We start from the raw sequence: 25,180 nt of genomic DNA on the forward strand, positions 1-25,180 counted from the left end.
CACCACGCCGGCGTCAGGGCTTGCGGCGTCAGGGCTTGCGGCGTCAGGGCTTGCGGCGCCACGGGGGCGGCTGGCCGTGGAGCCACCACTGCAGCGCCTGGGTCACCCGGGGCAGCACGAGGTAGGCCATCAGCGGGGTCAGGCAGAGGGTGGTGATCAAGGTGCGCAGCACCACGTGGAGGTCGGCGATCAGGTGGCCGATCGTCAGCGCGGCCAGCAGGCTCACCGGGAAGAAGCCGACCCAGATGGTCACCGCCTGTTTCCAGCGCGGCGGCGGGGTGGGGGCCGGGGCCACCGGCGTCAGGTCGTCGATCGAGTGCTCGGTGGGCTTGTCGAACCAGCCTTCGATACCGGTACGCCGCTCGACCCGCGTGTGTTCGACCATGCCCTGCGCCGAGGAGAGCCACCACTGGCGCTGGGGGGAATCCTCCCAGGCGTGCAGCGCGTCCGCGTCGGCGAAGCGGTACAGCATGTGCCAGTCCTTGGAGCCGGTGGCCGGGCGGACCCAGCCGACGCCGAGGAATCCGGGGAAGTCCTCGGCCAGGGTGGTGCCGGCCCGGACCCAGGCGAGCATCTCCGAGTTACGGGACGGATCGGCGCGGCGGGTGATGGCCACCGTGACGGCGAGCTCGTGGGGTGCGGTCTCCATTCCCACATAGTGCGACGCCGGTGTTACGAACGTGCGCCGACCTCGGGTTCCGAGACATCCGCGACACCGGCTGCCGTTCGCCCGTCCGGCGACGCTACCGTGCCTGCGGTAGGTTCACCGACCATGACGGCGCTTCGAAAGCTATCCATGGCTGCGGTCGGTCTGGTGACCCTCGCGGCGGCAAGTGGCTTCACCTCGGCGGCCCCCATGCCGTCGTGGCGGCTCTCCGACACGGGGGTCACGGCGCGCTTGCGGGGGCTCGCCCCGGTCAGCGACAAGGTGGCCTGGGTGGCGGGCTCGGCCGGCACCATCCTGCGTACGGTCGACGGCGCGCGGTCCTGGCAGCGCGTCGACCCGCCGGGCACGGCCGACCTGCAGTTCCGGGACATCGAAGCGTTCGACGCCGAGCACGCGGTGGCCCTGACCATCGGCGAGGGCGAGCAGTCGCGCCTGTACGCGACGGCCGACGGCGGGCGGAGCTGGAAAGAGACGTTCCGCAACACCGATCCGGCGGCGTTCTACGACTGCGTGACGTTCCTGGACCGGCGGCACGGTCTGGCGCTGTCCGACCCGGTCGACGGTAGGTTCCGGATCCTCGCCACGTCGGACGGTGGCCGGTCGTGGGCGGTCCAGCCGTCCGGGCGCATGCCGGCCGCGCTGAGCGGTGAGTTCGCGTTCGCGGCGAGCGGCACCTGCCTGGTCTCGACGCCGGGGCACGCCTGGTTCGCGACCGGCGGCGGCGAGCGCGCCCGGGTGTTCTCCACGAGCGACGGCGGCCGCAGCTGGCGGGTCGCCGACAGCGGCATCCCCAGCGGGCCCAGCGCCGGCGTCTACAGCCTGGCTTTCCGCGACCCACGGCACGGCATCGCGGTCGGCGGCGACTACGCCACCCCGGAGTCGGCTCCGGCGGCGGCCGCGACCACCCGGGACGGCGGGCGCACCTGGAGCCCGGCGCGCACCGAGCCGGGTGAGTACCGCTCGGGTGCCGCCTGGCTGGGCCGGTCCACGGCGCTCGCGGTCGGCCCCACGGGCAGCGACATCAGCTTCGACGGCGGTCGCACGTGGACCGAGTTCGACGCGGGCAGTTTCGACGCGGTGCTGTGCACCGGCGCCACCTGCTGGGCGTCGGGCGAGCAGGGCCGGGTGGCGACGCTGTCCTGGCGCCGCTGACGCCGTACCGTCCATGAAGGCTACATTGCAGGCAGCGGGCGTGATCGTCGCCCTGTTCGCCGGTATCTGCTGTTTGAGCAGCATGATGGGGTCGCTCGACGACATGTTCGCGGCGACCCCGCACATCTGGCCGGCGATCGGGGCGGCGGTCGTCGTCGCCCTCGGCGCGGCGGGTGCCTGGAGCGCGTTCCTGTCCTGGCGCGCCCAGCGCGAGAAGGCGGCCTGGACGGCCTGGGAGCGGGCCGGCACGGACGGACCCTGGCCCTGGTCGGCGGACTTCCCCCAGGCCGGCCTGATCACCCCGCTCGCGGCGTGGTCCGGCTGGGTCGACAGCCTCGCGGTCAAGGCCGGCGAGTTCACCTGGTCGGCCGACGCGCTGGCCGGGATGACCGGCACGAGCGAGGGCACGGGCGCGTTCGTGTGCGTCCGGCTCCCCCGCAGCCTGCCCCCGGCCGCGGTCCACGTGCGCAGCGTCGCGGCCGGCAAGACGTTCGACGACCGTTTCAACGTCCAGGGGCCGGGCAGGCACCTGGTCGGCGACGTCCTGCGGATCGTCCACGTGGAGAACACGATCCCGCCGTGGACGATCCTCGGCGACGAGCTGTTCGCCTTCGCCCGGCTGACCGAACCGGTGCGCCCCCGGCACATCCAGGACCTGGCTCAGCGCGCGGCCTGGGTGGTACAACTGCTCCTGCTGGAGGACGCGCGGCCGCGCGCCTGACCGCGTACGGGAAAGGTCAGGTCCAGATCGGCGCCGGCTGGGGCAACGGGTTGGCACCCTCGGGGCGCAGGCCGTCGAAGATGATCGCCAGGTAGCGCCGCCAGAGGTCGGGCGCCGGCGTCGGCAGGAACCCGGCGGCGTGCACCGGGGCGCAGATGAGCAGCATGACGTCGGTCCCGGTGACGTCGGCCCGGACCGCACCGGCGTCGCGGGCCCGATCGACCAGCGCTCCGATGTCCGCGTGCAACCGGCCCTGGAGCCGGGCCACCTCCGAGTCGCCCTCGGTGACCGTCTGCAGGAACGTCAGATCCTGCTGCTGCAGCCCCTCGGCGGCCACGGTCAGGAATTCCAGCAGCGCCGCCCCGGGGTCGGCCGCCTCCAGCAGGCGCCGGGCGACGGTCGTGAGCGCGGTGAAGTGACCCCCGACGATCGCGGCGATCAGCTCCTCCTTCGTGGCGAAGTGGTGGAAGACGGTGCCCTTCGCCACGCCGGCCCGGCGGGCGATGTCGGCGATCGAGGCGTCGAGGCCGCGCTCCGCGAACTCCTCCTCGGCCGCGGTGAGCAGTAACTCTCGGTTGCGGGCGGCGTCCGCGCGCAGGGGACGAACTGGGGTGGCCACGACCACGATCCTAGCAAGTTGACCGATCGGTTCACTTGTGCCTACAGTCGATCCATCAACTTGACCTGCCGGTCAAGTTATTGCCCGGGAGGACACCATGAAGCTGCACGACGCCACCGCCCTCGTCACCGGCACGAACCGCGGGCTCGGCCACCACCTCGCCGTCGAACTGCTGCGCCGCGGGGCGAAGGTCTACGCCACCGCCCGCCGGCCCGAGCTCGTCGACATCCCCGGTGCCGAGGTGCTGCGGCTCGACATCACCGACCAGGCCTCGGTGGACGAGGTCGCCGCGGTCGCCACCGACGTCGACGTCCTGATCAACAACGCCGCGTTCACCGCCGGCGGCAACCTCGTGACCGGCGACCTCGACGCGATCCGGATGGTGATGGACTCGAACTACTTCGGCACCCTCGCCACGATCCGGGCGTTCGCGCCGGTGCTGGCCCGCAACGGCGGCGGGGCCATCCTCAACGTGCTGTCCGCCTCGGCCTGGATGACCGTCGACGGCAACACCGCCTACGCGGCCGCCAAGTCGGCGCAGTGGGGCCTGACCAACGGGGTCCGGGTCGAACTGGCCGGCCAGGGCACGCTCGTCGCCGCCCTCGTCCCCGGGCTCATCGCCACCGAGACGCTGAAGGACTACGCCCGCAACGCCGGGTTCGAGCTGCCCGCCTCCGTGATGCACGACCCGGCCGACCTCGCCCGGATCGCGCTCGACGGGCTCGAGGCCGGGGACGTCGAGATCCTCGACCAGCTCGGCGCCGACGCCAAGGCGGCCCTCAGCGGACCGCCCCGCGCCTTCGACCTCGCCTCGATGGTGGCCGCTTGACCCGTACGGATCAGGGGTTGAGGTAGGCCAGCACGGCCAGGACCCGGCGGTTGTCGTCGTCCGACGGCGGCATGCCGAGCTTGGTGAAGATGTTGTTGATGTGCTTGCTGATGGCCTTGTCGGTGACGAAGAGCTTCGCGGCGATCGCGGCGTTGGAGCGGCCCTCCGCCATGCCGGCCAGGACCTCGCGCTCGCGGGCCGTCAGCACCGCCAGGGGTTCGCGGCGGGCAAGCAGCTGGGCGACGACCTCCGGGTCCATCGCCGTGCCGCCGGCCGCGACCCGGCGGACCGCGTCGACGAACTGGGTCACGTTGGAGACCCGGTCCTTGAGCAGGTATCCGACGCCACCACCGGCGCCGGTGAGCAGCTCGCGGGCGTACAGCGGCTCGACGTGCTGGGACAGCACCAGCACCGGCAGGCCCGGCACCTGGGTCCGCGCCGCCAGCGCCGCCTGCAGTCCCTCGTCGGTGAAGGTCGGCGGCAGGCGCACGTCCACCACGGCCACGTCCGGGCGGTGCTTGAGCAGGGCCGGCAGCAGGGCCGGGCCGTTGTCGACCGCTTCGACGACCTCGAAGTCGAAGGCCTCGAGCAGGCGGGTCAGTCCGTCCCTGAGGAGGGCGAGGTCTTCGGCGAGGACAACACGCACGGCAGCTCCAGGGTGACGACGGTCGGTCCTCCCGGCGGGGAGGCGAGCGTCATCGTCCCATCGAACGCGGCGAGCCGGCGTTCCATCCCCCGCAGGCCGGTGCCCCGGGCCGGATCCGCCCCGCCGTGGCCGTCGTCGAGGACGACCATGGTGAGCCAACCGCCGGCGTACCGGATGGTGACCGCGGCCGTGCGGGCGCCGCTGTGCCGGACCACGTTCGTCAGGGCCTCGGCCAGCGCGAAGTAGGCGGCCGACTCGACCGGGGTCTGCGGGCGGCCCGGCAGCTCGATGTCCACCGTGACCGGCAGGGTGAGGCTCATCGCGAGGGCCCGGACCGCACCGTCGAGGCCCCGCTCGGCGAGCACCGGCGGGTGGATGCCACGGACCAGGTCGCGCAGCTCGACCAGGGCGGCGCCACTGGACTCGCGGGCCTCGACGAGCAGTTTGCGGGCCGCGCCCGGGTCCCGGTCCAGCAGCTCCTCGGCGAGCCCGATCGTCATGCCCAGCGACACCAGCCGGGCCTGTGCGCCGTCGTGCAGGTCCCGTTCGATGCGGCGCAGCTCGGCCGCCTGCGCGTCGACCGTGTCGGCGCGGGTCTCGGTCAGGTGGGCCACCCGCAGGCGCAGCTCGGCGGCCCGGGTGGGGGCCAGGAACAGCTTGGCGAAGAGCCCGTCGACCCGGCGCAGCAGCGGGGCGACGGTCAGCCCGATGCCCAGGAACAGGGCGCCCTGCGGCAACGCCATGACGCCCTCGCTGACGTTCTCCGTCGGCCAGTAGACGCCGTAGCCGTACCAGACGTCGCCGAGGTAGAGCCACAACGGCAACAGGATGATGCCCTGCAGCCCGTACGCGGGAAGCGCCAGACCCAGCACCCCCAGCGCGGACCCGATGATCGCGCCGGGCAGCAGCCAGGCCAGGTCACGCCAGGTGGCGGGGTCGGTGAGGATCCACCGGTAACGCCGCCAGCCGCCCGGCACCGACTTCAGCGGGCGGGGCGCGTACGGCCGGGCGATCATGACCCCGTCCCCGGCGGCGAGCCGGCGGGTCAGGTCGGTCCGCGCCCGCAGCACCGACGTCATGAACGGCAACGCGACCATGCCGATCCCGGCGACCGGGGTGAGCGCGAGCGCCACCAGCCAGAGCACCAGCAGCACGACGTCGAACACCGACAACACGATCCCGAGCAGGCCGACGGCCACGGCGCGCAGCCCGTCGCGTACCCACGAACGTGTGTCCATCAGTCGCGGAACTCGCCGTCGGGGATGCCGCCGGCCGTGCCGTGCCGGGCCTGTTCCGCCTCGCGGAGCTCGACCCGGCGGATCTTGCCGGAGATCGTCTTGGGCAGCTCGGCGAACTGGAGGCGGCGAATTCTCTGGTACGGCGACAGGTGCGCCCGGGCATGGTCGAAGATCGCCCGCGCCGTCGTCTCGTCCGGCTCCCAGCCCGCGGCCAGCACCACATAGGCCTTGGGGACGTTCAGGCGCAGCGCGTCCGGCGAGGGCACGACCGCCGCCTCGACCACGGCCTCGTGCTCGATCAGCACGCTCTCGAGCTCGAACGGGGAGATCCGGTAGTCGGAGGCCTTGAAGACGTCGTCGGTACGGCCCACGTACGTGATGTAGCCGTCCTCGTCGCGGGAGCCGACGTCACCGGTGTGGTAGTAACCGCCGGCCGTCGCCTTGGCGGTCAGCTCCGCGTCGCCGTGGTAGCCGACCATCAGGCCGAGCGGCCGCGGGTCGAGGCGCAGGCAGATCTCACCCTCCGGGGCCGGCTCGCCGGTCACCGGATCGATCAGCTCGACCCGGTAGCCGGGGACCGGGCGGCCCATCGAGCCGGGGCGTACGGCCTGACCGGGGGTGTTGGCGATCTGGACGGTGGTCTCGGTCTGCCCGAAACCGTCGCGGATCGTCACGCCCCACGCCTTGCGGACCTGCTCGATGACCTCCGGGTTGAGCGGTTCCCCGGCGCCGACGACCACCCGGGGCGGGGTGCTGAGCGCGCTGAGGTCCGACTGGATGAGCATCCGCCAGACGGTCGGCGGGGCGCAGAAGCTCGTCACCCCGCACCGCTGCATCTCGCTGAGCAGGCGCGCGGGGTCGAAGCGGGTGTAGTTGTGGATGAAGACGCAGGCCTGGGCGTTCCACGGGGCGAAGACGTTGCTCCACGCGTGCTTGGCCCAGCCCGGCGACGAGATGTTGAGGTGGATGTCGCCCGGCCGCAGACCGATCCAGTACATGGTCGAGAGGTGACCCACCGGGTACGACGCGTGGGTGTGTTCGACGAGCTTGGGCCGGGCCGTGGTGCCGGACGTGAAGTAGAGCAGCAGGGTGTCGCCCGCGTTCGTGGTGCCGTCGGGTTCGAAGTGCGCGCTCCGGGCGTACGCGTCGTGGTAGGAGTGCCATCCTTCGACCGGCGCGCCCACCGCGATGCGGTTGACCTGCTCGTCGATGCCCGCGAAGCGCGGCGCGGCGGCGGCCGTGGCGATGACGTGCCGGGCGCCGCCGCGGGCGACCCGCTCCCGGGAGTCGCCGGCGGCCAGCAGCGGGGTGGCCGGGATGAGGATCCCGCCGAGCTTCATCACCGCGAGCAGGGATTCCCAGAGCTCGACCTGGTTGCCGAGCATGAGCACGACCCGGTCACCGCGGCGCACACCGCGCTCGCGCAGCCAGGTGGCGACCTGGTTCGAGCGCCGGGCCAGCTCGGCGAAGGACAGCTTCAGCTCGGAGCCGTCCTCCTCGACGATCCACAGCGCGGGCGCGTCGTTGCCCTCGGCGATGACGTCGAACCAGTCGAGCGCCCAGTTGAACCCGTCCATTTCCGGCCAGTCGAACCCGGCGTACGCGTCGGGGTAGTTCTCCCGATTCGCCAGCAGGAAGTCGCGTGCGGCCCGGAACGCCGCGGTGCTCTGAGCCGCCATGCGGTCAGCCTAGACCCGCGCCCTCCGGCAAGATCACCGCTTCCTGGCCGCGTCCCGGGTCCTGGACGGGCAGGTGCGCGGCATCGACCGCGGCGGCCGCCCCGGCCCGGGCGAGTGCGACCGGGAACGCCCGGGTCGCCTGCCACAGCCGGAAGATCAGCCGGAGCTCGAAGACCAGCATCAGGCCGCCGGCCAGCACCGCCGCCGGCAGCACGAACCCGATCAGCGGGCCGACGATGAACACGGTCATCTCGTACTCGATGCCGCTGAACAGGTGGGTCCGGATCCGGCGCCGGGCCAGCTCGTCACGCATCCGGCCCCGGAAACCGGAGGTGGCCGCGGGCGCCGGCGCGGGAGTGGGCTCCGTGACCGGGCCCCGGGCCTCGTCCAGCTGCTCGCGCATGGCCTGGCGGACCTTCGCCATCTGCTGCCCGTCGAGATACCGGAACAGGTCGAGGAAGATCACCCCGATCATCACCCAGAGGTACGTGACGGAACCCGTGCGCGCGTACTGCCCGCCGAACAGCGCGAGGGCACAGAGGAACACGCGCAGCCGGTCGAACATGAAGTCGAGCCAGGTCCCGAACATCGTCCCGGTGCCGTTGAGCCGGGCGATCTTGCCGTCCATGCAGTCGATCAGGAAGCTGACGTGGAACAGCAGCGCGCCGGCGACCACCCACCAGCGCCCCCCGGCCAGGAAGCAGGCGGCAGAGCCCAGACCCACGACGGCGGCCAGCCCGGTGAGCACGTTCGGCGTGATCCATCGGTACGGGGAGATGAGCCGCACCAGGGGGGCGGCGACCGGATCCACGAGCAGAACCGTCCACCAGGCGTCCCGGGGCTTGTAGGTCTGCTCGCGGATCTCGCGCAGCGAAGAACGTCTAGCCATAACTCTTCTCAACGCGCCGGTCCACACATCGGACACGACCCATGTCTGAATTGTGAGCTTTGTAGCACCCGCGTCCGGCGGATCAGGGGGCCGTGGTGTCCCGGCCCCGGTTGAGCCAGGCGTGCACAGCGCCGTTGGTGCCGACGGTCAGGTGATCCGACCGGCCGTCGCCGTCGATGTCGGTCTCGACCACCCGGTGGGTGGCGGTGGAGACACCGTCGCCCGGGGCGATCTGGCCCTGGCCCACCCAGGTCCAGTTGCCGGCCGTGCCGCCCCTGTTGAGCCAGGCCCGGACGCTGCCGTTGGTGCCGTCGATCACCAGGTAGTCGTCGTAGCCGTCGTTGTTGATGTCACCGAACTGGATCTCCGAGCCGGCCGGGGCGCCGGTGCCGGTGGCGATCTGGCCGAGCGCCTGCCAGCCCGAACCGTCCTCGACCAGCAGGCCGGGATGCAGCCAGGCGGTGACCGCGCCGGCCGCGTTGACGCGCAGGTAGTCGTCGAAGCCGTCGGCGTTCAGGTCGGCGAGCAGGAGCCGGTTGGCGGCGGTGACCGCGCCGGTGCCGGAGGCGACCTTGCCGCGGACCGCCCACCAGCCACCGGCGTCGCCCTTGAACACGCCCGGGCACAACCAGGCCTTGATCATGCCGGAGGCCGGGTCGACGACCACGTAGTCGGAGCGGCCGTCACCGTTGACGTCGGACCAGCGGATGTCGGCAGGTTCCGCGCCGGTGCCGCTCGCGATCCGGCCGAGCGACTGCCAGAGCGAACCGTTGTGCAGCGAACCCGGGTTGTGCCAGGCCCGCGTCTCGCCGCCGGGGCGTACCTCGAGGTAGTCCTTGCGCCCGTCGCGGTCGACGTCCGCGAACTGGATCTGGGCACCGGCGGGCGGGTTGGTGCCGGAGGCGATCACGCCGGCGTCGGCCCACGTGCCGGCGGCCGGTGCCGCACCGACCGGGGCCGGCACCGGTGCGGCCGGTGTCGCCGGGGCCGCGAGCCAGCCCAGGTCGTCGACCTGCTGGGTGGCGGCCAGGAAGGCATCCGCCATCTTGGCGTAACCGAGATTGTTCGGGTGCAGGTTGTCGCTCAGGTCCGTCGCCGTGTCGACGGCACCCATGTCGACGTAGTGGACGTGCCGGCCCTGCGACCGGAAATCGTCGACGACCGCGGCCTGCCTGAGGTTGTAGGCCCCGACGCGGGTGTTGACCGTGGCGACCTTCGCGGGCACCAGCCCGGCGACCAGCACGGTGGTCTCCGGGGCGGCGGCCAGCACCGTGGTCACCAGCGCCCGCAGCCGCTCCCCCGCGGTGGCGACGTCGATGTCACGGTCCATGTCGTTCGTGCCGATGTGCAGCGTCACCAGGTTGGGGCGGTACCGCTGCGCGGCCACGCCGGCGATCCCGGCGAGCTGCTCGATCGTCCAGCCCGGGCGGCCCTCGTGTGCGGGGTCGGGGCCCGTGCCGTCGCGCTGCGAACCGACGAAGTCCACGGTGGAGGCGCTCTGGGCGGTCAGCTTCTGCAGCAGCCCGGGCCGGTAGCCCGACCCCGTCGGCGTGCTCCCCGAGCCGTACGTGATCGAGTCGCCCAGGGGCAGGACCCGCAGCGCGGGCAGGGTGGCGGCGCGGGCGTGGGCGGGAACGGGCGCGACGACGACGGCGATCGACGTGGCGGCCGCGAGGGCAAGGAGTCTGTATCTCAGCGATTCCATCGACGCGGGACTTTAGCCGGAATCGCCCCCGGGGACTGTCCCCCGCGACACGTTGCCGGCTTTCCGTTCGGATGCGGTGGCGACGGGTAGAGAGGTGGTCATGTTCGGGAAGAAGCAGTCAGTGGCCGACCAGCTCGTCGAGATCCTGGTCCAGGCCGGCGTCCAGCGGATCTACGGCATCGTGGGCGACAGCCTCAACGCGCTCAGCGACGCCATCCGGCGCAACGGCGAGATCCAGTGGGTCCACGTGCACAACGAGGAGGCCGCGGCGTTCGCGGCGTCGGCGGAGGCCCAGCTCACCGGCAAGCTCGCGGTCTGCGCGGGCAGCTGCGGGCCGGGCAACACCCACCTGGTCCAGGGGGTCTTCGACGCGCACCGCTCCGGGGTCCCGGTCCTGGCGATCGCCTCGCACATCGCGTCCACCGAGATCGGCACCGGATTCTTCCAGGAGACCGATCCGAAACGGCTGTTCGAGCAGGCCGCCCACTGGACCGAACTGCTCTCCAGCCCGGCGCAGATGCCCCGGATGGCCCGGGTCGCGATCCAGCACGCGGTCGGGCTCGAAGGCGCCGCGGTGCTGGTCGTGCCCGGTGACGTGCTGCAGGCCGACATCGAGAACGAGACCGGCACGTCGGCCCCGGCGGTCCGGCGCGGTCTCCCGGCGCCGTCACCCGAGGTGCTGACCGAACTCGCGCAACGGATCAACGCGGCGCGCAAGGTGACGATCTTCGGTGGGATCGGCTGCGCCGGCGCCCGCGACGAGGTGCTCGCGCTCGCCGCCGCGCTGAACGCGCCCGTCGGGCACAGCCTCCGGGGCAAGGAGATCCTTCAGTACGACAACCCGTACGACGTCGGCATGTCCGGTCTGCTGGGCTATGGCGCGTGTTTCGACGCCAGCAACGAGGCCGACCTGCTGCTGCTTCTGGGTACGGACTTCCCGTACCGCGCGTTCCTGCCGTTGAAGAACACCGTCCAGGTCGACATCGACCCGTCCCGGCTGGGTCGCCGGACACCGCTGGAGATGGGCGTCGCGGCGGACGTCGGCGCCACGATCCGGGCGTTGCTGCCGCTCATCACGTCCGGCAACGACCGGTCCTTCCTGGACCGGATGCTGCGCAAGCACAGCGAGAAGCTCGACGAAGTCGTCGGCGCGTACACCCATGACATCGCGGACCTGACCCCGTTGCACCCCGAGTTCGTGGCCACGGTCCTCGACGAGGAGGCCGCCGACGACGCGGTCTTCACCGCGGACACCGGCATGTGCTGCACCTGGATCGCCCGCTACATCACCCCGAACGGCCGCCGCCGGCTGATGGGCTCCTGGGTCCACGGCACGATGGCGAACGCGCTGCCGCAAGCGATCGGCGCACAGCTGACCGACCGCTCCCGGCAGGTCGTCTCGATGTCCGGTGACGGCGGCCTGGCCATGCTGCTGGGCGAGCTGCTGACCGCACGTACCCACAACCTGCCGGTCAAGGTGGTCGTCTTCAACAACTCCAGCCTCGGCATGGTCCGCCTGGAGATGATGGTGGACGGCACGCCGCCGTTCGAGACGGACCATGACGCGGTCGACTTCGCCGCCATCGCGCGGGCGGCCGGCTTCCACGCCGTACGGGTGGAGAAGCCGGACGAGCTCCGCGGCGCGCTGCGCTCGGTGCTGGACCACGACGGCCCGGCCCTGTTGGACGTGGTGACCGACCCGGACGCGTTGTCCATGCCGCCGCACGTCACGGTCGAGGAGGCCAAGGGCTTTGCGCTCTCGGTCGGCAAGACCGTGCTGGGTGGCGGCGTGGGCAGCATGTTGCACGTGGCCCGGACCAACCTGCGCAACATCCCGCTCTGACCCGCCGCCCCGGTCAGCGGATCCGGCCGGTGCGGAACGCGTACGCGACGAGCGCCGCCCGGTCGCGCAGCCCGGTCTTGGCCAGCAGATGGTTGATGTGGGTCTTGACCGTCGCCTCCGAGACGTGCAGGTGCGCGGCGATCTCCGGGTTGGTGCGGCCCCCGGCGATCTCGCGCAGCACGTCCTCCTCGCGCGCGGTCAGGTTGTCGCCACCGGCCGTGGCCACGCCGAACGAGGCGCCCGAGGCGAGCGCTTCGAGCAGGCGACGCTGGACCGTAGGATCGAGCTGGGCCTCACCGGCGGCCACCGTGACGATCGCCTGGCGGATCTCCTCCGCGCCGGCATCCTTGGTGAGATAACCACGGGCGCCGGCCTGGAGAGCCCGGAACACCGACCCGTCATCGGCGTACGTGGTCAGGACCACCACCCGGGCCCGGCCACCGGAAGCGGTGAGCTGCGCGGTGGCCGCGACACCGTCGAGCGTGGGCATGTTGAGGTCCATCAGGATGACGTCCGGGTCGGCCACCGCGGCTTGGCGCAGCGCGTCCGCGCCGTCGAGCGCGGTGCCGACCACCTCGATGTCGTCGAGCAGCCCGAGCATCATGGCCAGCCCGTCACGGACCACCTTCTGGTCGTCGGCGATGAGAACGGTGACGGTCATGGCGCTCCGGGGATCGGCAGGGTCAAGCTGACACGCCAGCCAGTCGCGGCAGGCCCGGCTGCCACGGACCCGGCTGCGGCGGGGCCGGCTGGTGCGGCGGGGCCGGCTGGTGCAGTGGGGCCGGCTGGTGCAGTGGGGCCGGCTGGTGCAGTGGGGCCGGCTGGTGCAGTGGGGCCGGCTGGTGCAGTGGGGCCGGCTGGTGCGGCGGGGCCGGCTTCCAGGTGGCCGCCGGCCAGGGCTGCTCGTTCGGCGAGACCGGCGAGGCCGAAGCCGCCGGACGGCAGGGTCGCGGCCACCGGGGAGCCCGGCCCGGTGTCGGTGATCGTCACTTCCACGGTCGACGGACCCCAGGTCAGCCGCACCTCGGCACGAGCCTGCTCGCCGGCGTGTCTGGCCGTGTTGGTCAGCGCCTCCTGGACCGTGCGGTACAGCGCCAGCCCGGTCTCCGCCGGCAGCGGCCGCGCGGTCCCGGTGACCGTCAAGGTGGCCCGCACCCCGACCGCCTCCGCCACGAGACGATGCAGGTCCTCGGGGCCGGGGAGCGGGTCCCCGCGCAGCGTCTCGACCACCCGGCGGGCCCCGGCGAGACCGTCGCGAACCAGGCTGTGCGCGCTGGTCAGCTGCGTGACGAGGCGGGGGTCGGCGGAGGTCTTCGTGGCGAGCAACCGGGCTCCCTCCAACTGGACCGCCAGCCCGGACAGGGTGTGGGCGAGCACGTCGTGCAGCTCCCGGGCCAACCGGCCGCGTTCGGCCAGGCGGGCGGCTTCCTCGCGGGCGTCGCGGGCGGCGGCCTCCTGGGCCAGGCGGGCCTCCGCGGCGTCCCGGGCCGAGCGGTTGGCCTGGGCGAACGCCGAGGCGAGGAACAGGAAACAGCCGCCGATGGCCAGGTTGAGGAACGCGGAGAGGCCCTGGCTGGCGGTCGAGGCCTCGGCGAGCGCGACGCAGACCACGACGATCCCGCCGGCGGCCAGCGCGATCCGGCGGGGCACCCGCATGCCCAGTCCGGCCACCGCCATGAAGCCGAGGACGTAGCCGGGACCGGACGGCCGGACCAGGTCGAGCACCGCCCCGCACAGCCCGGCGGCCACGAACAGGCCGGTGAGCACCCGGGCATCGGTGATCCGGCCGACCGTGCCGGCGAGCCACAGCACGAGGCCGAGCACGGTGAGCACCGGCATCGCGATCCGGCCGGCCGGCGAGCCGGGCAGCCCGGCGAGCACCGCGTCCGCCGCGATCACCACCGCGCCCGCCCAGACCAGGACGTCGAACCCCCGACGATCGTTCACCGCGCCATCCTCCCCGATCGGTGGACCGGCCGTCAGCGGACCGTGGCGACCGGCGCCGGACGGCGGGCGGCGAGCGCGAACGTGGTGGCCAGCCGGGCCAGCACCATGGTCAGCGACAGCAGGATGAAAGCGGCCGTCCAGGCGTCCGCCCCGGTGATGAGGTGCTCGCGGGAGAACGTCACGATCCCGGCGGCGAACCAGTGGTCGGTGCCGTACACGAACAGCATCCGGCCCACGGTCACCGCGATCCAGAGCGTCGCGAACGCCACCCCCGCGGTGGTCACGATCCGGCCGGTGGTGGCGTCGCGGCGCACTTTGACCAGCAGGCCGGTCGCGACGCCGAGCAGGACGCCGGCAGCGACCCCGACGAGGTCCAGCCGCACGTCGTTGCCGGCGGTCGGGAACGAGCGCAGGTAGAACGCTGCCACGGCGAGGACGATGAGGACCGGGCGCACCGCCCGGCGTACGGAGAGCTCGTGGGTGCCGAGGCCGGTGCACAGAACGAGCGCGAGGATGCCGAGGCTGAGCAGGTAGGTCGTCATGGCTATGACCCTGCCGGGGATCGGTGCCGGCCGAATCGGCGCACGGTTTGATCCCGCATCTCCACCCACGGGTGGAGACGGGTCACCGAACAGCGAAAACCGCCCGTGTCACGTCGACACGGGCGGCTTTCCGGGCGTACCCGAGGGGTCAGTTCCGCTTCTTGTTCTTGATCATGACGCCGTTGAGGTAGAGCGACTCGCGGCACTGGCTGGCCGGGTTGGCGTTGGCCGGCGTGCCGGGCCGGCGGCAGGTCACCAGCATGCTCACCTTCGCACCGGCCGGCACCCGGATCGGGGTGACCGAGTGGTAGTCCTGATTGCGGAAGTTCTCCAGGCCGTAGGTCACGACCGGGACCTCGTTCGCGGTCACCCGCAGCGTCCCCTCGTCGCCCTGGACGTTGTCCACCAGGAAGTCGGTGAGCAGGAACGTCTGGTCGTCGGGGACGGTGAAGCTGCGCTCGGCCGAGCCGCCGGTGTTGGTGCGGAACTGGATGGCGGCGGAGAACTGCTGACCGCCGGCCACCCCGGTGCCGGTGCCGGTGCCGGTCCCGTCGCCGGCGCCGGACTCACCGTTGCCGCCCTGCTGGTTGCCGTTCCCCGCGCCGGTGGGCTTGGGGGTCGCGGTCGGCGTGGGATCGGGCGGCGTGGTGGCCAGCGCCGCCTGCTCGGCCGCGCGGGCCTGCACGGCCTCGGCGTCGACCGCTTCCTTCGCGGCCGAGTTCACCGCGGGGCGGACCAGGCCGAACCAGAGCGCCAGCAGGAGCAGCAGCAGCGCGAGCAGCGCGGCGAGCAGCTTGAGCAGGCCGGCCGAGATGATCGGCCGCTGGATGAACCGGCCCTCGAGCGCGATGACCCGGTTGCCGTCCGGGCGGACCTCGGCGGTGAAGGGCAGCTCGCGCGGGGCGCCCCACCAGAGCCACCGGCGCGAGCGCACGGTGAGCCGGGCCTCCGACCGGGTGCCGTTCGCGACGACCGCCTCCTGCGGCTTGAGCACGAACGTGAGCTGGTCGGTCGCGTCCGCGGCGGCGAACGACATGGCCTCGGACACGTTGCCGTGGTTGTCCGTGTCGATGCGGAAGCGGCCCTGCTTGAGGCCGGAGCGCGAACCCGGCTGCAGCTGGGCGGTGAGCTCCTGGAAGGGCTCGACGGTGAGCACGCCCTCCTGCACGACCGTCGCGTCGGGGTATTCGGAGGGCACGACGCGGACGCCGAACGGCCGCTCGCCGGCGGGCACCTGGGCCGACCGGGGCGGGGCGAACGTGACCGCGACGGTCATGCTGCCGGCGGGGTAGAGCGTGATCTCCGCCGGATCGACGCGGGCCCATTCGGCGGGCTCGCCGAGTACCTCGATCTTGTAGGCCTCGACGGTGTCACTCGAGTTGCGGACGGTCACCTGAACCGTCGCCGTGGATCCGGGAGTAACGGACACGGAGGTGCTGTCCAGATTGGCCGATGCGCGCATTCCAGCGATCGTATGCATCGATGGACCTCATGACAGGAGTCGTCCGGGAAGCGACGGGGGCAAAGGAGATGCCCGTCCGGACTGTCCACTCCTCGTGTTCGTCGCCCGTTAAGTCCTCGCTAAGCCCCTGCGGGCAGAATCTCCGCGCGAGCGCCAAGGGGAGGAACCATGCAGCGGGTGCAAGTGTATGTCCAGGCCACGGATCCGATCACTTTGCTGGGTATGACCAGCCATCTTGCCGGCCGGCCCGAGGTGCGGGTGGTCGGCGAGGGGGAAAAGGCCGCCGCGGCGGTCACCGTGGTCGTCACGGACGCCGTGACCGAGGAGACCTTCGCCACACTGCGTGAACTCAACCGGGGTCAGAGCCGTCTGGTTCTCGTACCGTCCACGCTGGACGACGGCCAGCTCGCCCGGGCCGTCGAATGCGGTGTGGTCGGTGTGGTGCGTCGCTCGGAGGCGTCGACAGCCCGGCTCACCCAGGTCATCGTGGGTGCGGCCAAGGGCGAGGGCAACATGCCGGGCGATCTGCTCGGCCGGCTCCTGGAGCAGATGGGCCGGTTGCAGCGCGAGGTGCTGCACCCGCACGGCCTCACGCTGCGTGGCCTCACCACCCGCGAGGTCGACGTGCTGCGCCTGGTCGCGGACGGCCTGGAGACCCGGGAGATCGCCTCGAAGCTGTCGTACTCGGAACGGACGGTCAAGAACGTGCTGCACGAGCTCACCACCCGGCTGCAGTTGCGCAACCGGGCCCACGCGGTCGCTTACGCGCTGCGCCACGACCTGATCTGAGGGCACACATCCTGCCCGCAAGACTGCCCTGCCGTCCGCTGCGTGAAACCGGTGACGAACGCAAGGATGGCCCTTCCCGCCTGTCTTCCCTGAGGTGCTGTAGTGCGTATTAACAAGGCGTTCGCGGCCGCGAGCCTGGCCGTGCTCGTTGCGGCGGCCGGGGCCTGGGCGGTGGTCGTCCCGCAGGCGGACGCCGCCCCCGGCGACCCGCCCCCGACCGCCGCCGATCTTCGGGTGGCCTACATCGGCACCGGACACCGCTCCATCGGGGTGGTCGCCGGCGACGGCGCCACCGCGGTGTCGGAGCCCCTGTTCGGCACCGGTCCCACCCACTTCGACGACGAGGCGTCCGCCCGCGGCGACACCGTGACCTGGGTGAGCCGCCGGGACGCGGAGTACGCCCAGGTGTACGTCCGCGCCGGGGACGGCCCGATCGTCCGGATCACCCGCGACGACAACCAGGTGGCCGGCCACCCGGTGATCTCGCCGAACGGCGACCTGGTCGCGTTCGCGATGACCCGCGACGGCGTGAACAGCCAGCGCGACCTGTACGTGGCCGACGTCGCGGGCACCACCGCACCGCGCCGGATCACCGACGGCACCGGGGACAACTACTGGCCCTCATGGTCGCCCGACGGCACCGAGCTGGCGTTCGAGGGCCTGCGCGGGGACACCACCCAGGTGTGGTGCATCGCGATCTCCCCCGACGACACCGCCGGCGCCCGGTTCGTCACGCAGGTCGAGGGCGGCGCCGGTGAGCCCTCGTGGAACCCGGTCGCCTCCCGGGGCCTCATCGCCTGGACGGCGATGCCGCACGGCACCACCGATCAGCGGAAGATCCACATCTCCGATCTCGCCGGCGGCAACGACCGGCTGATGCTCAACTCCACATGGGAGAGCCGCCAGCCCGCCTGGTCGCCCGACGGGCAGACCGTGGCGTTCCTGAGCCAGAACACCCACGAGACCACCACCCGGGACGGGATCGACCGGCTCTACACCGGAGTCCCCCGCGACGACCAGTGCCCCTGTGGCGCCGACCTGCGTCTCGCCGAGGACCGGTCGCTGACGAATCCGGCCTGGTACGGCGCCGGCGATCAGCTGATGGTCACCCGGACCACCCAGGCCGACCGGTACACCGCCGGGCTGCAGGACGTCCGGCCCGACTCGGCCGACCCGCGCGACCTGAACGTCACCGTGCTGCGCGAGGACCCGGGTGCGACGGCCGACGCCGACCTGGTGTGGAACCCCTCCGCGGGCGACCCGTGGACCTCCCGGCCGTCGTACTCCCCCGATGCCCAGCAGATCCTCGTGAGCCGCTTCGAGGGCACCGGCGCCGCCCGGGTGTCCCGGCTCTGGGTGGTCAACGCGGACGGCACCGACCCGCAGCTGCAGCCGGTCACGAACCGCTGTGCGTGCGGCAGCGAGACCCAGGCCGTCTGGTCCCCCGACGGCCTGATGATCGCCTACTCGCTCCGGATCGCCGGCCAGCCCGCGCAGATCCGGGTGATCGACGCGGCCACCGGCGACGAGGTCACGGCGTTCCCCACCGACGGCGACGCGGTCGGCGACACCGAGCCGGCCTGGTCCCCGGACAGCACCGAGATCGCGTTCACCCGTGGCCGCTCGGACGGCGAGGGCCGGAACAGTCAGATCTGGGTCCGGGCGGTCAAGGGCACCGCCGCTCCGCGCGGCATCAGCCTGCTCTCCGGCGGGGTCGGCCGGGCCGACTACAGCCCCGCCTTCTCGCCCGACGGCAACACCATCGCCTTCGGCCGGGCGCCGGACGGCATGCTGCTCACCGACACCGCCGGCGGCAGCTGCCAGGTCCTTCTCCCGAGCGACAGCACGTGTACGGGTGCCCTGCGCGAGACCTCCGACGGGGTGGACGCCGCACCGCACACCCCGCGCGAGTACGACTTCTCGGGCGACGGCAGCCACCTGGCGCTGACCTCGCGCCGCTACACCGACGTCAACGCGCCGGAATACGTCAAGTCCTACGCGATGGACGGCAGTTACCGGCACGGCCTGACATGGGAGATCCCCGGGCGCCACAAATACCCGGCTTGGCAGCGCGCCAGCGACGTCGCCACCGCGGTCGACGAGGCCCCGGCCCGCGTCACGGTCGGCGACACCGCCGACGTGTCCCTGACCGTGGTCGACAAGGGACCGACGCCGGCGTTCAACCTCACCGTGCAGTTCACCGTGCCGGCCGGTCTCGAGATGACCGCACTGGAATCCGACCTCGGCCCCTGTGACGTCGTCGAGGCCCGCTGCGACCTCGGATCACCCGGAACCGGCCGGACCATCGGGGTGCGGGCCCGGCTCACCGCGACCGCGCCCGGCCCGGTGACGCTGAGCTGGAGCGCCAACGGCTGGCTCCGCGACGCCGTCCCGGCGGACAACACCGCCGAGGTGCCGATCGCGGTGGAGGACCTGCCGACCACCCCACCGACGACGCCGCCGACCACGCCACCGTCGTCACCGCCCACCTCACCCAGCATCCCGCCGAGCGTCCCGCCGTCCGCGACCCCGACGTCACCGCCGGCCACGACTCCCCCGACGACCCCGCCGACCACCCCGCCCGCCGACCCGACAGCGCCGGACATCCGGGTCAGCGTCGTGGTCAACCCGACACCCACGTTCGTGGGGCACCGCACCACGGTCCGTTACACGGTGCGCAACGTCGGCGACGGCACCGCCATCGGCGTGACCATCAAGCCCCAGCTGCCCCGCGGCATCCCGGTCGTCACCCGGCCCGGTGCCTGCGACACCGCCCTCTGCCAGCTCGGCGACCTGACCCCGGGCTCGGTCAGCACCCTGACGTTCGTGCTGGTGCCGCCGAAGAAGACCACCACCACGGTGCGCGGCACGATCGACAGCGACAACATCGCCGCCCGCAACGTCACCGCGCAGTTCAAGGTGCTGCAGCCCCGCATCGAGGCCACCCCCGAGATCGGGCCGCCCGGCTTCGTCACCATCATCCGGGGCTTCGACTTCCCCCCGGGCACCCGCGTCCGGCTCGCCTGGGACCGGGGCATCACCGCCGCGGCCAACCCGTCCGTGGCCAACGGCGAGGGCAGGTTCGACTCCCAGCTGCTCGTGGTGTGGCGCGACGAACTCGGCCCCCGCAAGGTGCTCGCCACCGGCCAGGGCTTCAGCCGGGTCACCGCCGACTTCCAGGTGATCCTGCCGGCCCAGCAGCCGCCCGACCTGGTGCTGCGCAAATGATCGACGAAGTGGACGCCGCGCTGTCGGCACTCCTGACCGAGGAGACCCTGGCCGGCACGGACATCCAGGTGGCGTTCGACGCCCCCACCAAGGACTGGTCCGCCCGGCGCACCGCACCGACCGTCAACCTGTTCCTCTTCGACATCCAGGAGGACGTGACTCTGCGCCAGCAAGGCACCATCGCCGAGCTCGACGAGAACGGCCTGATGATCGCCGAGCACGACGCACCACGGTACTTCTCCCTGTCGTACCTGGTGACCGCCTGGACGAGCCGCCCCCAGGACGAACACCGCCTGCTGTCGATCCTGCTGAGCGGCCTGGTCCGGCACAACGCGCTGCCCCCGGGCCGGCTGAGCGGCACGCTCGACCGGCTCGGGTTGCCCGTACCCATGTCGATCGCGGTCCCACCGGCGCGGGACCGCGGCCTGGCCGACATCTGGACGGCTCTCGGCGGCAATCTCAAGCCCTCGCTCGACCTGGTGATCCTCGCGCCGCTCGGCGGTGTCGTCATGCGGCCCGGCGCGCTGGTCACCGACGGCCTGCGGCTGCGGACCCGCGACGCCGACACCACGGTGGAGGAGACCCGCCGGTTGCGGCTGCCGGAGGTCCCCGGGGACGACCCGGCGGTCCCGATGGGCCGGCCGCGCGACCGTGACCTGCCCACCGAGCGCCGTCTCCGCGGCGACAGCCGCCCCATCCCCGGATCACGGCGATGACCACGACCACGCCGGAGGGGGTCGAGCTGGACGGATCCGACTACCTCCGGACCCGGCTCGCGCTGGTCGAGCGACGGGTACGCCGTGCCGTCGAGTTCCGCCGGTCCACCGACCCGGAACCCGACGATCCGCTGCGCGGCCTGCACCTGTCCGCGGCGGCGGTGCAGCGGCTGCTCGACGACCCCGACGCCGGGCCGTTGCCCGACCTCGTCGACGGCGCGGCGCTGGAGGCCGCCCAGCACGCGGCCGCCGGGTCCGCGCTGGACCGCCTCGCCCGCGACTTCGGCCTGCTGTCGATCGACGTGGAGATCCTGCTGGTCTCGATGCTGCCGGACCTCGACCGGCGCTACGAGAAGCTGTACGGATACCTCAACGACGACGTCACCCGCCCCCGGGCCACCGTGGGGCTGGCCCTGGAGCTGTGCGGCATCCCGCCGATGGTGGGCCCGGCCCGCGCCCGGCTCACCGCCGGCAACCCGCTCGTGGACGGTGGGCTGCTGCTGATCGAGGACCTGGACCGGCCGTTCCTGACCCGGTTGCTGCGGGTGCCGGACCGGCTCATCGGACACCTGCTCGGCGACGACCGTCCGGACCCCCGGCTGGCCGGACTGCTACGGCCGTTGCCCGACCCCGGCTGGGCGCCCGACGGGACGGCCGGGCTCACGGCCGCGCTGCACGCCGGCAACCGGCTGGCCTATGTGCACGATCCCGCCGCGGGGGCCGCCGACGAGCTCGCCGCCGCGGCACTGGCCGGAGCCGGGCGCCCGGCCCTGCGCCTCGACCTCGAGGCCCTGGCCGCCGACCCGGCGCCCACGGAGGCGGTCGCGGCCGTGATCCGGGAGGCCCGGCTCGCCCGGGCGGGCCTCATCGCCGGACCGGTGGACCCGGCGCACCTGCGCACCATCCGCGCGCTGATCGAGGCCCCGGTCCCGGTGCTGCTGACCGGCCGGGCCCGCTGGGACCCGTTCTGGGCCGAGTACTCCCCGGTCCTGGCGAGTGCCCCGAGCATCGCCGTGGACCAGCGGGTGCGGCTCTGGCAGGCGGCACTCGACGGGTACGGCGCCCGGGTCGACGACGGCGTCGACGTCACCCGCGAGCTCTCGCCCTACACACTGACTGCCGCACAGACGTCGCGGGCCGCGGTCGCCGCGGCTCAGCAGGCCCTGGTCGCCGGCGCCGCCCGGGTCGGCAGCCGGCACCTGCGCACCGGTGTCCGTACCCAGAACGCGGCCGGTCTCGAACAGCTGGCCCGCCGGGTGGAACCCGGCGTGGGATGGGACGACCTCGTGGTGCCCGACGACACCGGCACCCAGCTGCGTGACCTGGCTTCCCGGGTGCGGCACCGGGAACAGGTGCTCGGCCGGTGGAGGCTGCGACCCGGTGGCGGGCGCGGGCGCGGGGTGGCCGCGCTGTTCGCCGGTGACTCCGGCACCGGCAAGACCATGTCGGCCGAGGTGATCGCCGCCGACCTGGGACTCGACCTGTACGTCGTGGACCTGTCCACCGTGGTCGACAAATACGTGGGGCAGACCGAGAAGAATCTCGAACGCATCTTCACCGAGGCGGCCGGGGTCAACGGTGTGCTGCTGTTCGACGAGGCCGACGCCATCTTCGGCAAGCGGTCCGAGGTCAGCGACGCGCACGACCGTTACGCCAACATGGAGAGCGCCTACCTGCTGCAGCGGATGGAGTCCTTCGACGGGGTCGCGATCCTGACGACGAACCTGCGGGCCAACCTGGACGAGGCCTTCATCCGGCGGCTCGACGTGATCGTCGACTTCCCCGTGCCCGACGAGACACAACGGCTGGCGCTGTGGGACCACTGCCTCAGCCCTGAGGTCCCGCGGGCGGACGACGTGGATCTGGGGCGCTGCGCGCGTACCTATGAATTGTCCGGCGGCGCCATCCGTGCCTGCGCGATCACCGCGGGCTATCTGGCCGCGGCCGCCGACGGACCCGTCACCATGGCCCACCTGATCGCCTCGGCCGAACGCGAATACCGCAAGCTCGGCCGGCTCCTGCCGTCGCCCTCCTGACCCGGCTCCTGCTGCCACCTGCCTGGCCCGGCTCCTGCCACCTGCCTGGCCCGGTTCAGTGGGCGTCGTCCTCACGGCGCTGGGCTGGGCCGGTGACGGCGCTGGGGCCGCCGGCGGCGACGCGGCGGCCGTTCTCCGCGGCGAGGCGCTCACCGGCGTGGCTGGGGCTGGTGACGCCGAGGCCGCCGCCCAGGTCGGTGCCGACTGAGGTGACCGGGGCGACCGTGTGGGTGACCTCGTGCGCCTGGATCTCCGGGGATTCCTTGCCGTAGACGATGTGCTGACCGACCGTGAACGCGTGCGCGTTCACCATGGCAGCCGCCCGCTGGGCCTGCGCACCACGGTGCTCCCGGACCCCGGAGAGGTCGGTCTGGAAGGAATTCTCCAACTTGGACCGGTGGTTGTCCGCCAAGGGCTGGCCGGCCGAGCTGAGCACACTGCTGACCGCGCGCTGAGCCCCGACGGGGTCCGCGAACTCCTCGCCACCGCCGTGCCCGCAACCCGCGCCATGCTGATGGTCGGAACGCTGGGCGGTCAGCATCGCCTCGACCGCCTGGTTTCCCACCTGCCGTTGCAGGGCAAGCAGATCCGCGCCGGCACCGGTAGCTTCTCTTTTCGGCGCGGACTTGTGTTCCCGGTCTCCTCCGGCAGAGGATCCCCGCTGATGGGTTCGCATCACGCCCGCCTCTCGACACGTCGACGCTAGAGCCCGCCGCGCTGCGGGGCAACACCCCGCTTTTCCTGAGATGCAGCGTTTTCCCAGCTCAGCGCGTTCCGATGAGGGCGGCTGCCCTTGCGGGGCAACGATTGTGCCCCCACGGACGTCCACAGAGACCTTGGCGGCGGGCAAAACCGGAGCAAGGCTGCAAGGGTTCGCCATTTCAGGTCTGAAGGGGTTCTGCATGCCGACTTACCTGTCCCCCGGCGTTTACGTGGAGGAGGCGCCGAGCGGTTCGCGCCCCATCGAGGGTGTCGGCACCGCCGTGACGGCGTTCGTCGGGTTCGCCGAAAAAGGCCCCTTCCACGAGGCGACGCTCGTCACCAACTGGAGCCAGTACGTCTCGCTCTTCGGTGGCATGGTCGAGGGCACCTACCTGGCCAGCTCCGTCTACGGATACTTCGCCAACGGCGGTGGCATCGCCTACATCGTGCGCATCGGTGCCTCGAACACCGGTCGCGCCCCGTCCGGCAACGGCCAGAAGGCCCTGCCGAACGGCGAGCCCGCGCAGATCGGCACGTTCCGGGCCGTCGCGCTCGCCGCGGCCGCCGCCAACGGTGACATCACCGTCGAGGTCGTCGACTCGGACGCCGAGGGCGCCGGTGACGACCGGTTCAAGCTCGTCGTCCACCAGGGCGGCAACCCGGTCGAGACCTACGAGGGCTCGTTCCGCCGGCGCGCCGACACCAACGTGGTCGCCCAGGTCCGTGAGAAGTCCAAGCTGATCGCGCTCGAGGAGGCCACCCCGGCCAATGCCCTCGCCCGGCCCGCCAACCAGTCGGTCACGCTGCCCGCGCCGGCACCCGCGGCCGACATCGTCCCGTCGCGCCTCTCGGTCGACGAGTTCGCCGGCGACGTCGACGACCGCTCGGGTCTGGGCGGTCTCGAGGCGTTCGACGAGATCACCATGGTGGTGGCCCCCGACCTGATGGGCGCCTACCAGCAGGGTGTGCTCAGCCTCGAGGACGTCAAGGCCGCCCAGCTCGCCATCATCTCGCACTGCGAGCAGATGGGTGACCGGATGGCGATCCTCGACCCGCCGCCGGACCTCACCGCCCAGCAGGTGCGCAAGTGGCGCCAGGAGACGGCGGGCTACGACTCCAAGTTCGCCACGCTCTACTACCCCTGGATCAAGGTCTTCGACCCGGCCGGCGGTCGCGCCGTCCACATGCCGCCGAGCGGCCACGTCGCCGGCCTCTGGGCCCGCACCGACAACGAGCGCGGTGTGCACAAGGCTCCGGCCAACGAGGTGCTGCGCGGCGTCGTCGACCTGCAGATCAAGATCACCAAGGGTGAGCAGGACCTGCTCAACCCGATCGGGGTCAACTGCATCCGGTCGTTCCCGGGCCGTGGGGTCCGGGTGTGGGGCGCCCGCACCCTGTCCTCCGACCCGGAGTGGCGTTACGTCAACGTGCGCCGGCTGTTCAACTACATCGAGGAATCGGTGCTGCTCGGCACGCAGTGGATCGTCTTCGAGCCGAACGACCTGCGCCTCTGGGGCACGATCCGGCGCAACATCTCGGCCTTCCTGACCGAGGAGTGGCGTCGCGGTGCGCTGTTCGGCGCGACCGCCGCCGAGTCCTTCTACGTCAAGTGCGACGCCGAGACGAACCCGCCCGAGGTCATCGATCGCGGCCAGGTGGTGTGCGAGATCGGCATCTGCCCGGTCAAGCCCGCCGAGTTCGTGATCTTCCGGCTCTCGCAGTTCTCCGACAGCACCAGCCTCGTCAACGAGTAACAGCGGCACTTCTAAC

At 72.2% G+C, this 25,180-nt stretch carries 21 protein-coding genes; 9 read left to right on the forward strand and 12 right to left on the reverse strand.

The window, feature by feature from the left end:
- Positions 1 to 43: 43 nt before the first annotated feature.
- Positions 44 to 649 carry an antibiotic biosynthesis monooxygenase gene (locus ACIA6A_RS02310; RefSeq protein WP_396095570.1) on the reverse strand — a complete coding sequence of 202 codons (606 nt, stop codon included), beginning with the start codon at positions 647 to 649 and terminating at the stop codon, positions 44 to 46.
- Between the two features lie 147 nt (positions 650 to 796).
- On the opposite strand from ACIA6A_RS02310, the gene ACIA6A_RS02315 reads away from it, so the two are divergent.
- The gene (locus ACIA6A_RS02315; RefSeq protein ID WP_396095571.1) at positions 797 to 1,819 is read left to right on the forward strand and encodes a WD40/YVTN/BNR-like repeat-containing protein; all 1,023 of its coding nucleotides are present in this window, start codon (positions 797 to 799) and stop codon (positions 1,817 to 1,819) included.
- 13 nt (positions 1,820 to 1,832) lie between these two features.
- The gene (locus ACIA6A_RS02320; protein ID WP_396095572.1) at positions 1,833 to 2,540 is read left to right on the forward strand and encodes a hypothetical protein; all 708 of its coding nucleotides are present in this window, start codon (positions 1,833 to 1,835) and stop codon (positions 2,538 to 2,540) included.
- A gap of 16 nt (positions 2,541 to 2,556) precedes the next feature.
- On the opposite strand, the gene ACIA6A_RS02325 is transcribed toward ACIA6A_RS02320, so the two are convergent.
- Positions 2,557 to 3,159 (reverse strand): TetR/AcrR family transcriptional regulator, encoded by a 603-nt coding sequence (locus tag ACIA6A_RS02325; protein WP_396095573.1) that lies wholly within the window; start codon positions 3,157 to 3,159, stop codon positions 2,557 to 2,559.
- A gap of 97 nt (positions 3,160 to 3,256) precedes the next feature.
- Between ACIA6A_RS02325 and ACIA6A_RS02330 the strand changes: the two genes are divergently transcribed.
- Positions 3,257 to 3,988, forward strand: coding sequence for an SDR family NAD(P)-dependent oxidoreductase (locus ACIA6A_RS02330; RefSeq protein WP_396095574.1), 732 nt, complete (start codon positions 3,257 to 3,259; stop codon positions 3,986 to 3,988).
- 10 nt (positions 3,989 to 3,998) lie between these two features.
- Here the strand turns inward: ACIA6A_RS02330 and ACIA6A_RS02335 are convergent, their stop codons facing one another.
- The 5 genes from ACIA6A_RS02335 to ACIA6A_RS02355 all read right to left on the reverse strand — a co-directional run bounded on the left by ACIA6A_RS02335 (position 3,999) and on the right by ACIA6A_RS02355 (position 10,145).
- Positions 3,999 to 4,634, reverse strand: a complete 636-nt coding sequence (locus ACIA6A_RS02335; RefSeq protein WP_396095575.1) for a LuxR C-terminal-related transcriptional regulator — start codon at positions 4,632 to 4,634, stop codon at positions 3,999 to 4,001.
- Positions 4,586 to 5,872 (reverse strand): sensor histidine kinase, encoded by a 1,287-nt coding sequence (locus tag ACIA6A_RS02340; protein WP_396095577.1) that lies wholly within the window; start codon positions 5,870 to 5,872, stop codon positions 4,586 to 4,588. Before ACIA6A_RS02340 ends, ACIA6A_RS02335 begins: the two co-directional genes overlap by 49 nt.
- Positions 5,872 to 7,551, reverse strand: a complete 1,680-nt coding sequence (locus tag ACIA6A_RS02345; protein WP_396095578.1) for an AMP-binding protein — start codon at positions 7,549 to 7,551, stop codon at positions 5,872 to 5,874. The genes ACIA6A_RS02340 and ACIA6A_RS02345 overlap by 1 nt, the downstream gene beginning before the upstream one ends.
- 4 nt (positions 7,552 to 7,555) lie before the next feature.
- A complete protein-coding gene (locus ACIA6A_RS02350; protein WP_396095579.1) occupies positions 7,556 to 8,440 on the reverse strand; it encodes a CDP-alcohol phosphatidyltransferase family protein in 885 nt (294 codons plus the stop codon).
- 82 nt (positions 8,441 to 8,522) lie between these two features.
- Positions 8,523 to 10,145, reverse strand: a complete 1,623-nt coding sequence (locus tag ACIA6A_RS02355; protein WP_396095580.1) for a GDSL-type esterase/lipase family protein — start codon at positions 10,143 to 10,145, stop codon at positions 8,523 to 8,525.
- Positions 10,146 to 10,245: 100 nt separating this feature from the next.
- On the opposite strand from ACIA6A_RS02355, the gene ACIA6A_RS02360 reads away from it, so the two are divergent.
- Complete coding sequence (locus ACIA6A_RS02360) at positions 10,246 to 11,988, forward strand: pyruvate dehydrogenase (protein WP_396095581.1); 1,743 nt, start codon at positions 10,246 to 10,248, stop codon at positions 11,986 to 11,988.
- A 13-nt stretch (positions 11,989 to 12,001) separates the two neighbouring features.
- Here ACIA6A_RS02360 and ACIA6A_RS02365 read toward each other — a convergent pair whose 3' ends face one another.
- The 4 genes from ACIA6A_RS02365 to ACIA6A_RS02380 all read right to left on the reverse strand — a co-directional run bounded on the left by ACIA6A_RS02365 (position 12,002) and on the right by ACIA6A_RS02380 (position 15,939).
- The gene (locus ACIA6A_RS02365) at positions 12,002 to 12,649 is read right to left on the reverse strand and encodes a response regulator (RefSeq protein WP_396095582.1); all 648 of its coding nucleotides are present in this window, start codon (positions 12,647 to 12,649) and stop codon (positions 12,002 to 12,004) included.
- On the reverse strand, positions 12,646 to 13,935 hold the full coding sequence (locus ACIA6A_RS02370; protein WP_396095583.1) for a sensor histidine kinase: 1,290 nt from the start codon (positions 13,933 to 13,935) through the stop codon (positions 12,646 to 12,648). Before ACIA6A_RS02370 ends, ACIA6A_RS02365 begins: the two co-directional genes overlap by 4 nt.
- A gap of 32 nt (positions 13,936 to 13,967) precedes the next feature.
- Positions 13,968 to 14,477 (reverse strand): hypothetical protein, encoded by a 510-nt coding sequence (locus ACIA6A_RS02375; RefSeq protein ID WP_396095584.1) that lies wholly within the window; start codon positions 14,475 to 14,477, stop codon positions 13,968 to 13,970.
- A 148-nt stretch (positions 14,478 to 14,625) separates the two neighbouring features.
- Positions 14,626 to 15,939, reverse strand: a complete 1,314-nt coding sequence (locus tag ACIA6A_RS02380) for a hypothetical protein (protein WP_396095585.1) — start codon at positions 15,937 to 15,939, stop codon at positions 14,626 to 14,628.
- 222 nt (positions 15,940 to 16,161) lie between these two features.
- Between ACIA6A_RS02380 and ACIA6A_RS02385 the strand changes: the two genes are divergently transcribed.
- The 4 genes from ACIA6A_RS02385 to ACIA6A_RS02400 all read left to right on the forward strand — a co-directional run bounded on the left by ACIA6A_RS02385 (position 16,162) and on the right by ACIA6A_RS02400 (position 22,708).
- A complete protein-coding gene (locus ACIA6A_RS02385; RefSeq protein WP_396095586.1) occupies positions 16,162 to 16,728 on the forward strand; it encodes a response regulator transcription factor in 567 nt (188 codons plus the stop codon).
- A 102-nt stretch (positions 16,729 to 16,830) separates the two neighbouring features.
- Positions 16,831 to 19,956 (forward strand): CARDB domain-containing protein, encoded by a 3,126-nt coding sequence (locus ACIA6A_RS02390; protein ID WP_396095587.1) that lies wholly within the window; start codon positions 16,831 to 16,833, stop codon positions 19,954 to 19,956.
- On the forward strand, positions 19,953 to 20,672 hold the full coding sequence (locus tag ACIA6A_RS02395) for a DUF4255 domain-containing protein (RefSeq protein WP_396095589.1): 720 nt from the start codon (positions 19,953 to 19,955) through the stop codon (positions 20,670 to 20,672). The genes ACIA6A_RS02390 and ACIA6A_RS02395 overlap by 4 nt, the downstream gene beginning before the upstream one ends.
- Complete coding sequence (locus tag ACIA6A_RS02400; RefSeq protein ID WP_396095590.1) at positions 20,669 to 22,708, forward strand: ATP-binding protein; 2,040 nt, start codon at positions 20,669 to 20,671, stop codon at positions 22,706 to 22,708. The genes ACIA6A_RS02395 and ACIA6A_RS02400 overlap by 4 nt, the downstream gene beginning before the upstream one ends.
- A gap of 55 nt (positions 22,709 to 22,763) precedes the next feature.
- Here ACIA6A_RS02400 and ACIA6A_RS02405 read toward each other — a convergent pair whose 3' ends face one another.
- Positions 22,764 to 23,273: a DUF4157 domain-containing protein gene (locus ACIA6A_RS02405; RefSeq protein WP_396095591.1), complete on the reverse strand. Its 510-nt coding sequence runs from the start codon at positions 23,271 to 23,273 to the stop codon at positions 22,764 to 22,766.
- A gap of 337 nt (positions 23,274 to 23,610) precedes the next feature.
- Between ACIA6A_RS02405 and ACIA6A_RS02410 the strand changes: the two genes are divergently transcribed.
- A complete protein-coding gene (locus tag ACIA6A_RS02410; protein ID WP_396095592.1) occupies positions 23,611 to 25,164 on the forward strand; it encodes a phage tail sheath family protein in 1,554 nt (517 codons plus the stop codon).
- Positions 25,165 to 25,180: the final 16 nt, after the last annotated feature.

The organism is Actinoplanes sp. NPDC051494 (assembly GCF_044454705.1).
Taxonomy (GTDB): domain Bacteria; phylum Actinomycetota; class Actinomycetes; order Mycobacteriales; family Micromonosporaceae; genus Actinoplanes.

Bases quoted from the DNA above. Each gene is read 5' to 3' on its own strand.
- ACIA6A_RS02340 (WP_396095577.1), bottom strand. From the start codon at position 5,872: ATGGACACACGTTCGTGGGTACGCGACGGGCTGCGCGCCGTGGCCGTC.
- ACIA6A_RS02385 (WP_396095586.1), top strand. From the start codon at position 16,162: ATGACCAGCCATCTTGCCGGCCGGCCCGAGGTGCGGGTGGTCGGCGAG.
- ACIA6A_RS02345 (WP_396095578.1), bottom strand. From the start codon at position 7,551: ATGGCGGCTCAGAGCACCGCGGCGTTCCGGGCCGCACGCGACTTCCTG.
- ACIA6A_RS02355 (WP_396095580.1), bottom strand. From the start codon at position 10,145: ATGGAATCGCTGAGATACAGACTCCTTGCCCTCGCGGCCGCCACGTCG.
- ACIA6A_RS02365 (WP_396095582.1), bottom strand. From the start codon at position 12,649: ATGACCGTCACCGTTCTCATCGCCGACGACCAGAAGGTGGTCCGTGAC.
- ACIA6A_RS02410 (WP_396095592.1), top strand. From the start codon at position 23,611: ATGCCGACTTACCTGTCCCCCGGCGTTTACGTGGAGGAGGCGCCGAGC.
- ACIA6A_RS02360 (WP_396095581.1), top strand. From the start codon at position 10,246: ATGTTCGGGAAGAAGCAGTCAGTGGCCGACCAGCTCGTCGAGATCCTG.
- ACIA6A_RS02375 (WP_396095584.1), bottom strand. From the start codon at position 14,477: ATGACGACCTACCTGCTCAGCCTCGGCATCCTCGCGCTCGTTCTGTGC.
- ACIA6A_RS02315 (WP_396095571.1), top strand. From the start codon at position 797: ATGGCTGCGGTCGGTCTGGTGACCCTCGCGGCGGCAAGTGGCTTCACC.
- ACIA6A_RS02395 (WP_396095589.1), top strand. From the start codon at position 19,953: ATGATCGACGAAGTGGACGCCGCGCTGTCGGCACTCCTGACCGAGGAG.
- ACIA6A_RS02330 (WP_396095574.1), top strand. From the start codon at position 3,257: ATGAAGCTGCACGACGCCACCGCCCTCGTCACCGGCACGAACCGCGGG.
- ACIA6A_RS02380 (WP_396095585.1), bottom strand. From the start codon at position 15,939: ATGCGCGCATCGGCCAATCTGGACAGCACCTCCGTGTCCGTTACTCCC.
- ACIA6A_RS02310 (WP_396095570.1), bottom strand. From the start codon at position 649: ATGGAGACCGCACCCCACGAGCTCGCCGTCACGGTGGCCATCACCCGC.
- ACIA6A_RS02350 (WP_396095579.1), bottom strand. From the start codon at position 8,440: ATGGCTAGACGTTCTTCGCTGCGCGAGATCCGCGAGCAGACCTACAAG.
- ACIA6A_RS02320 (WP_396095572.1), top strand. From the start codon at position 1,833: ATGAAGGCTACATTGCAGGCAGCGGGCGTGATCGTCGCCCTGTTCGCC.
- ACIA6A_RS02400 (WP_396095590.1), top strand. From the start codon at position 20,669: ATGACCACGACCACGCCGGAGGGGGTCGAGCTGGACGGATCCGACTAC.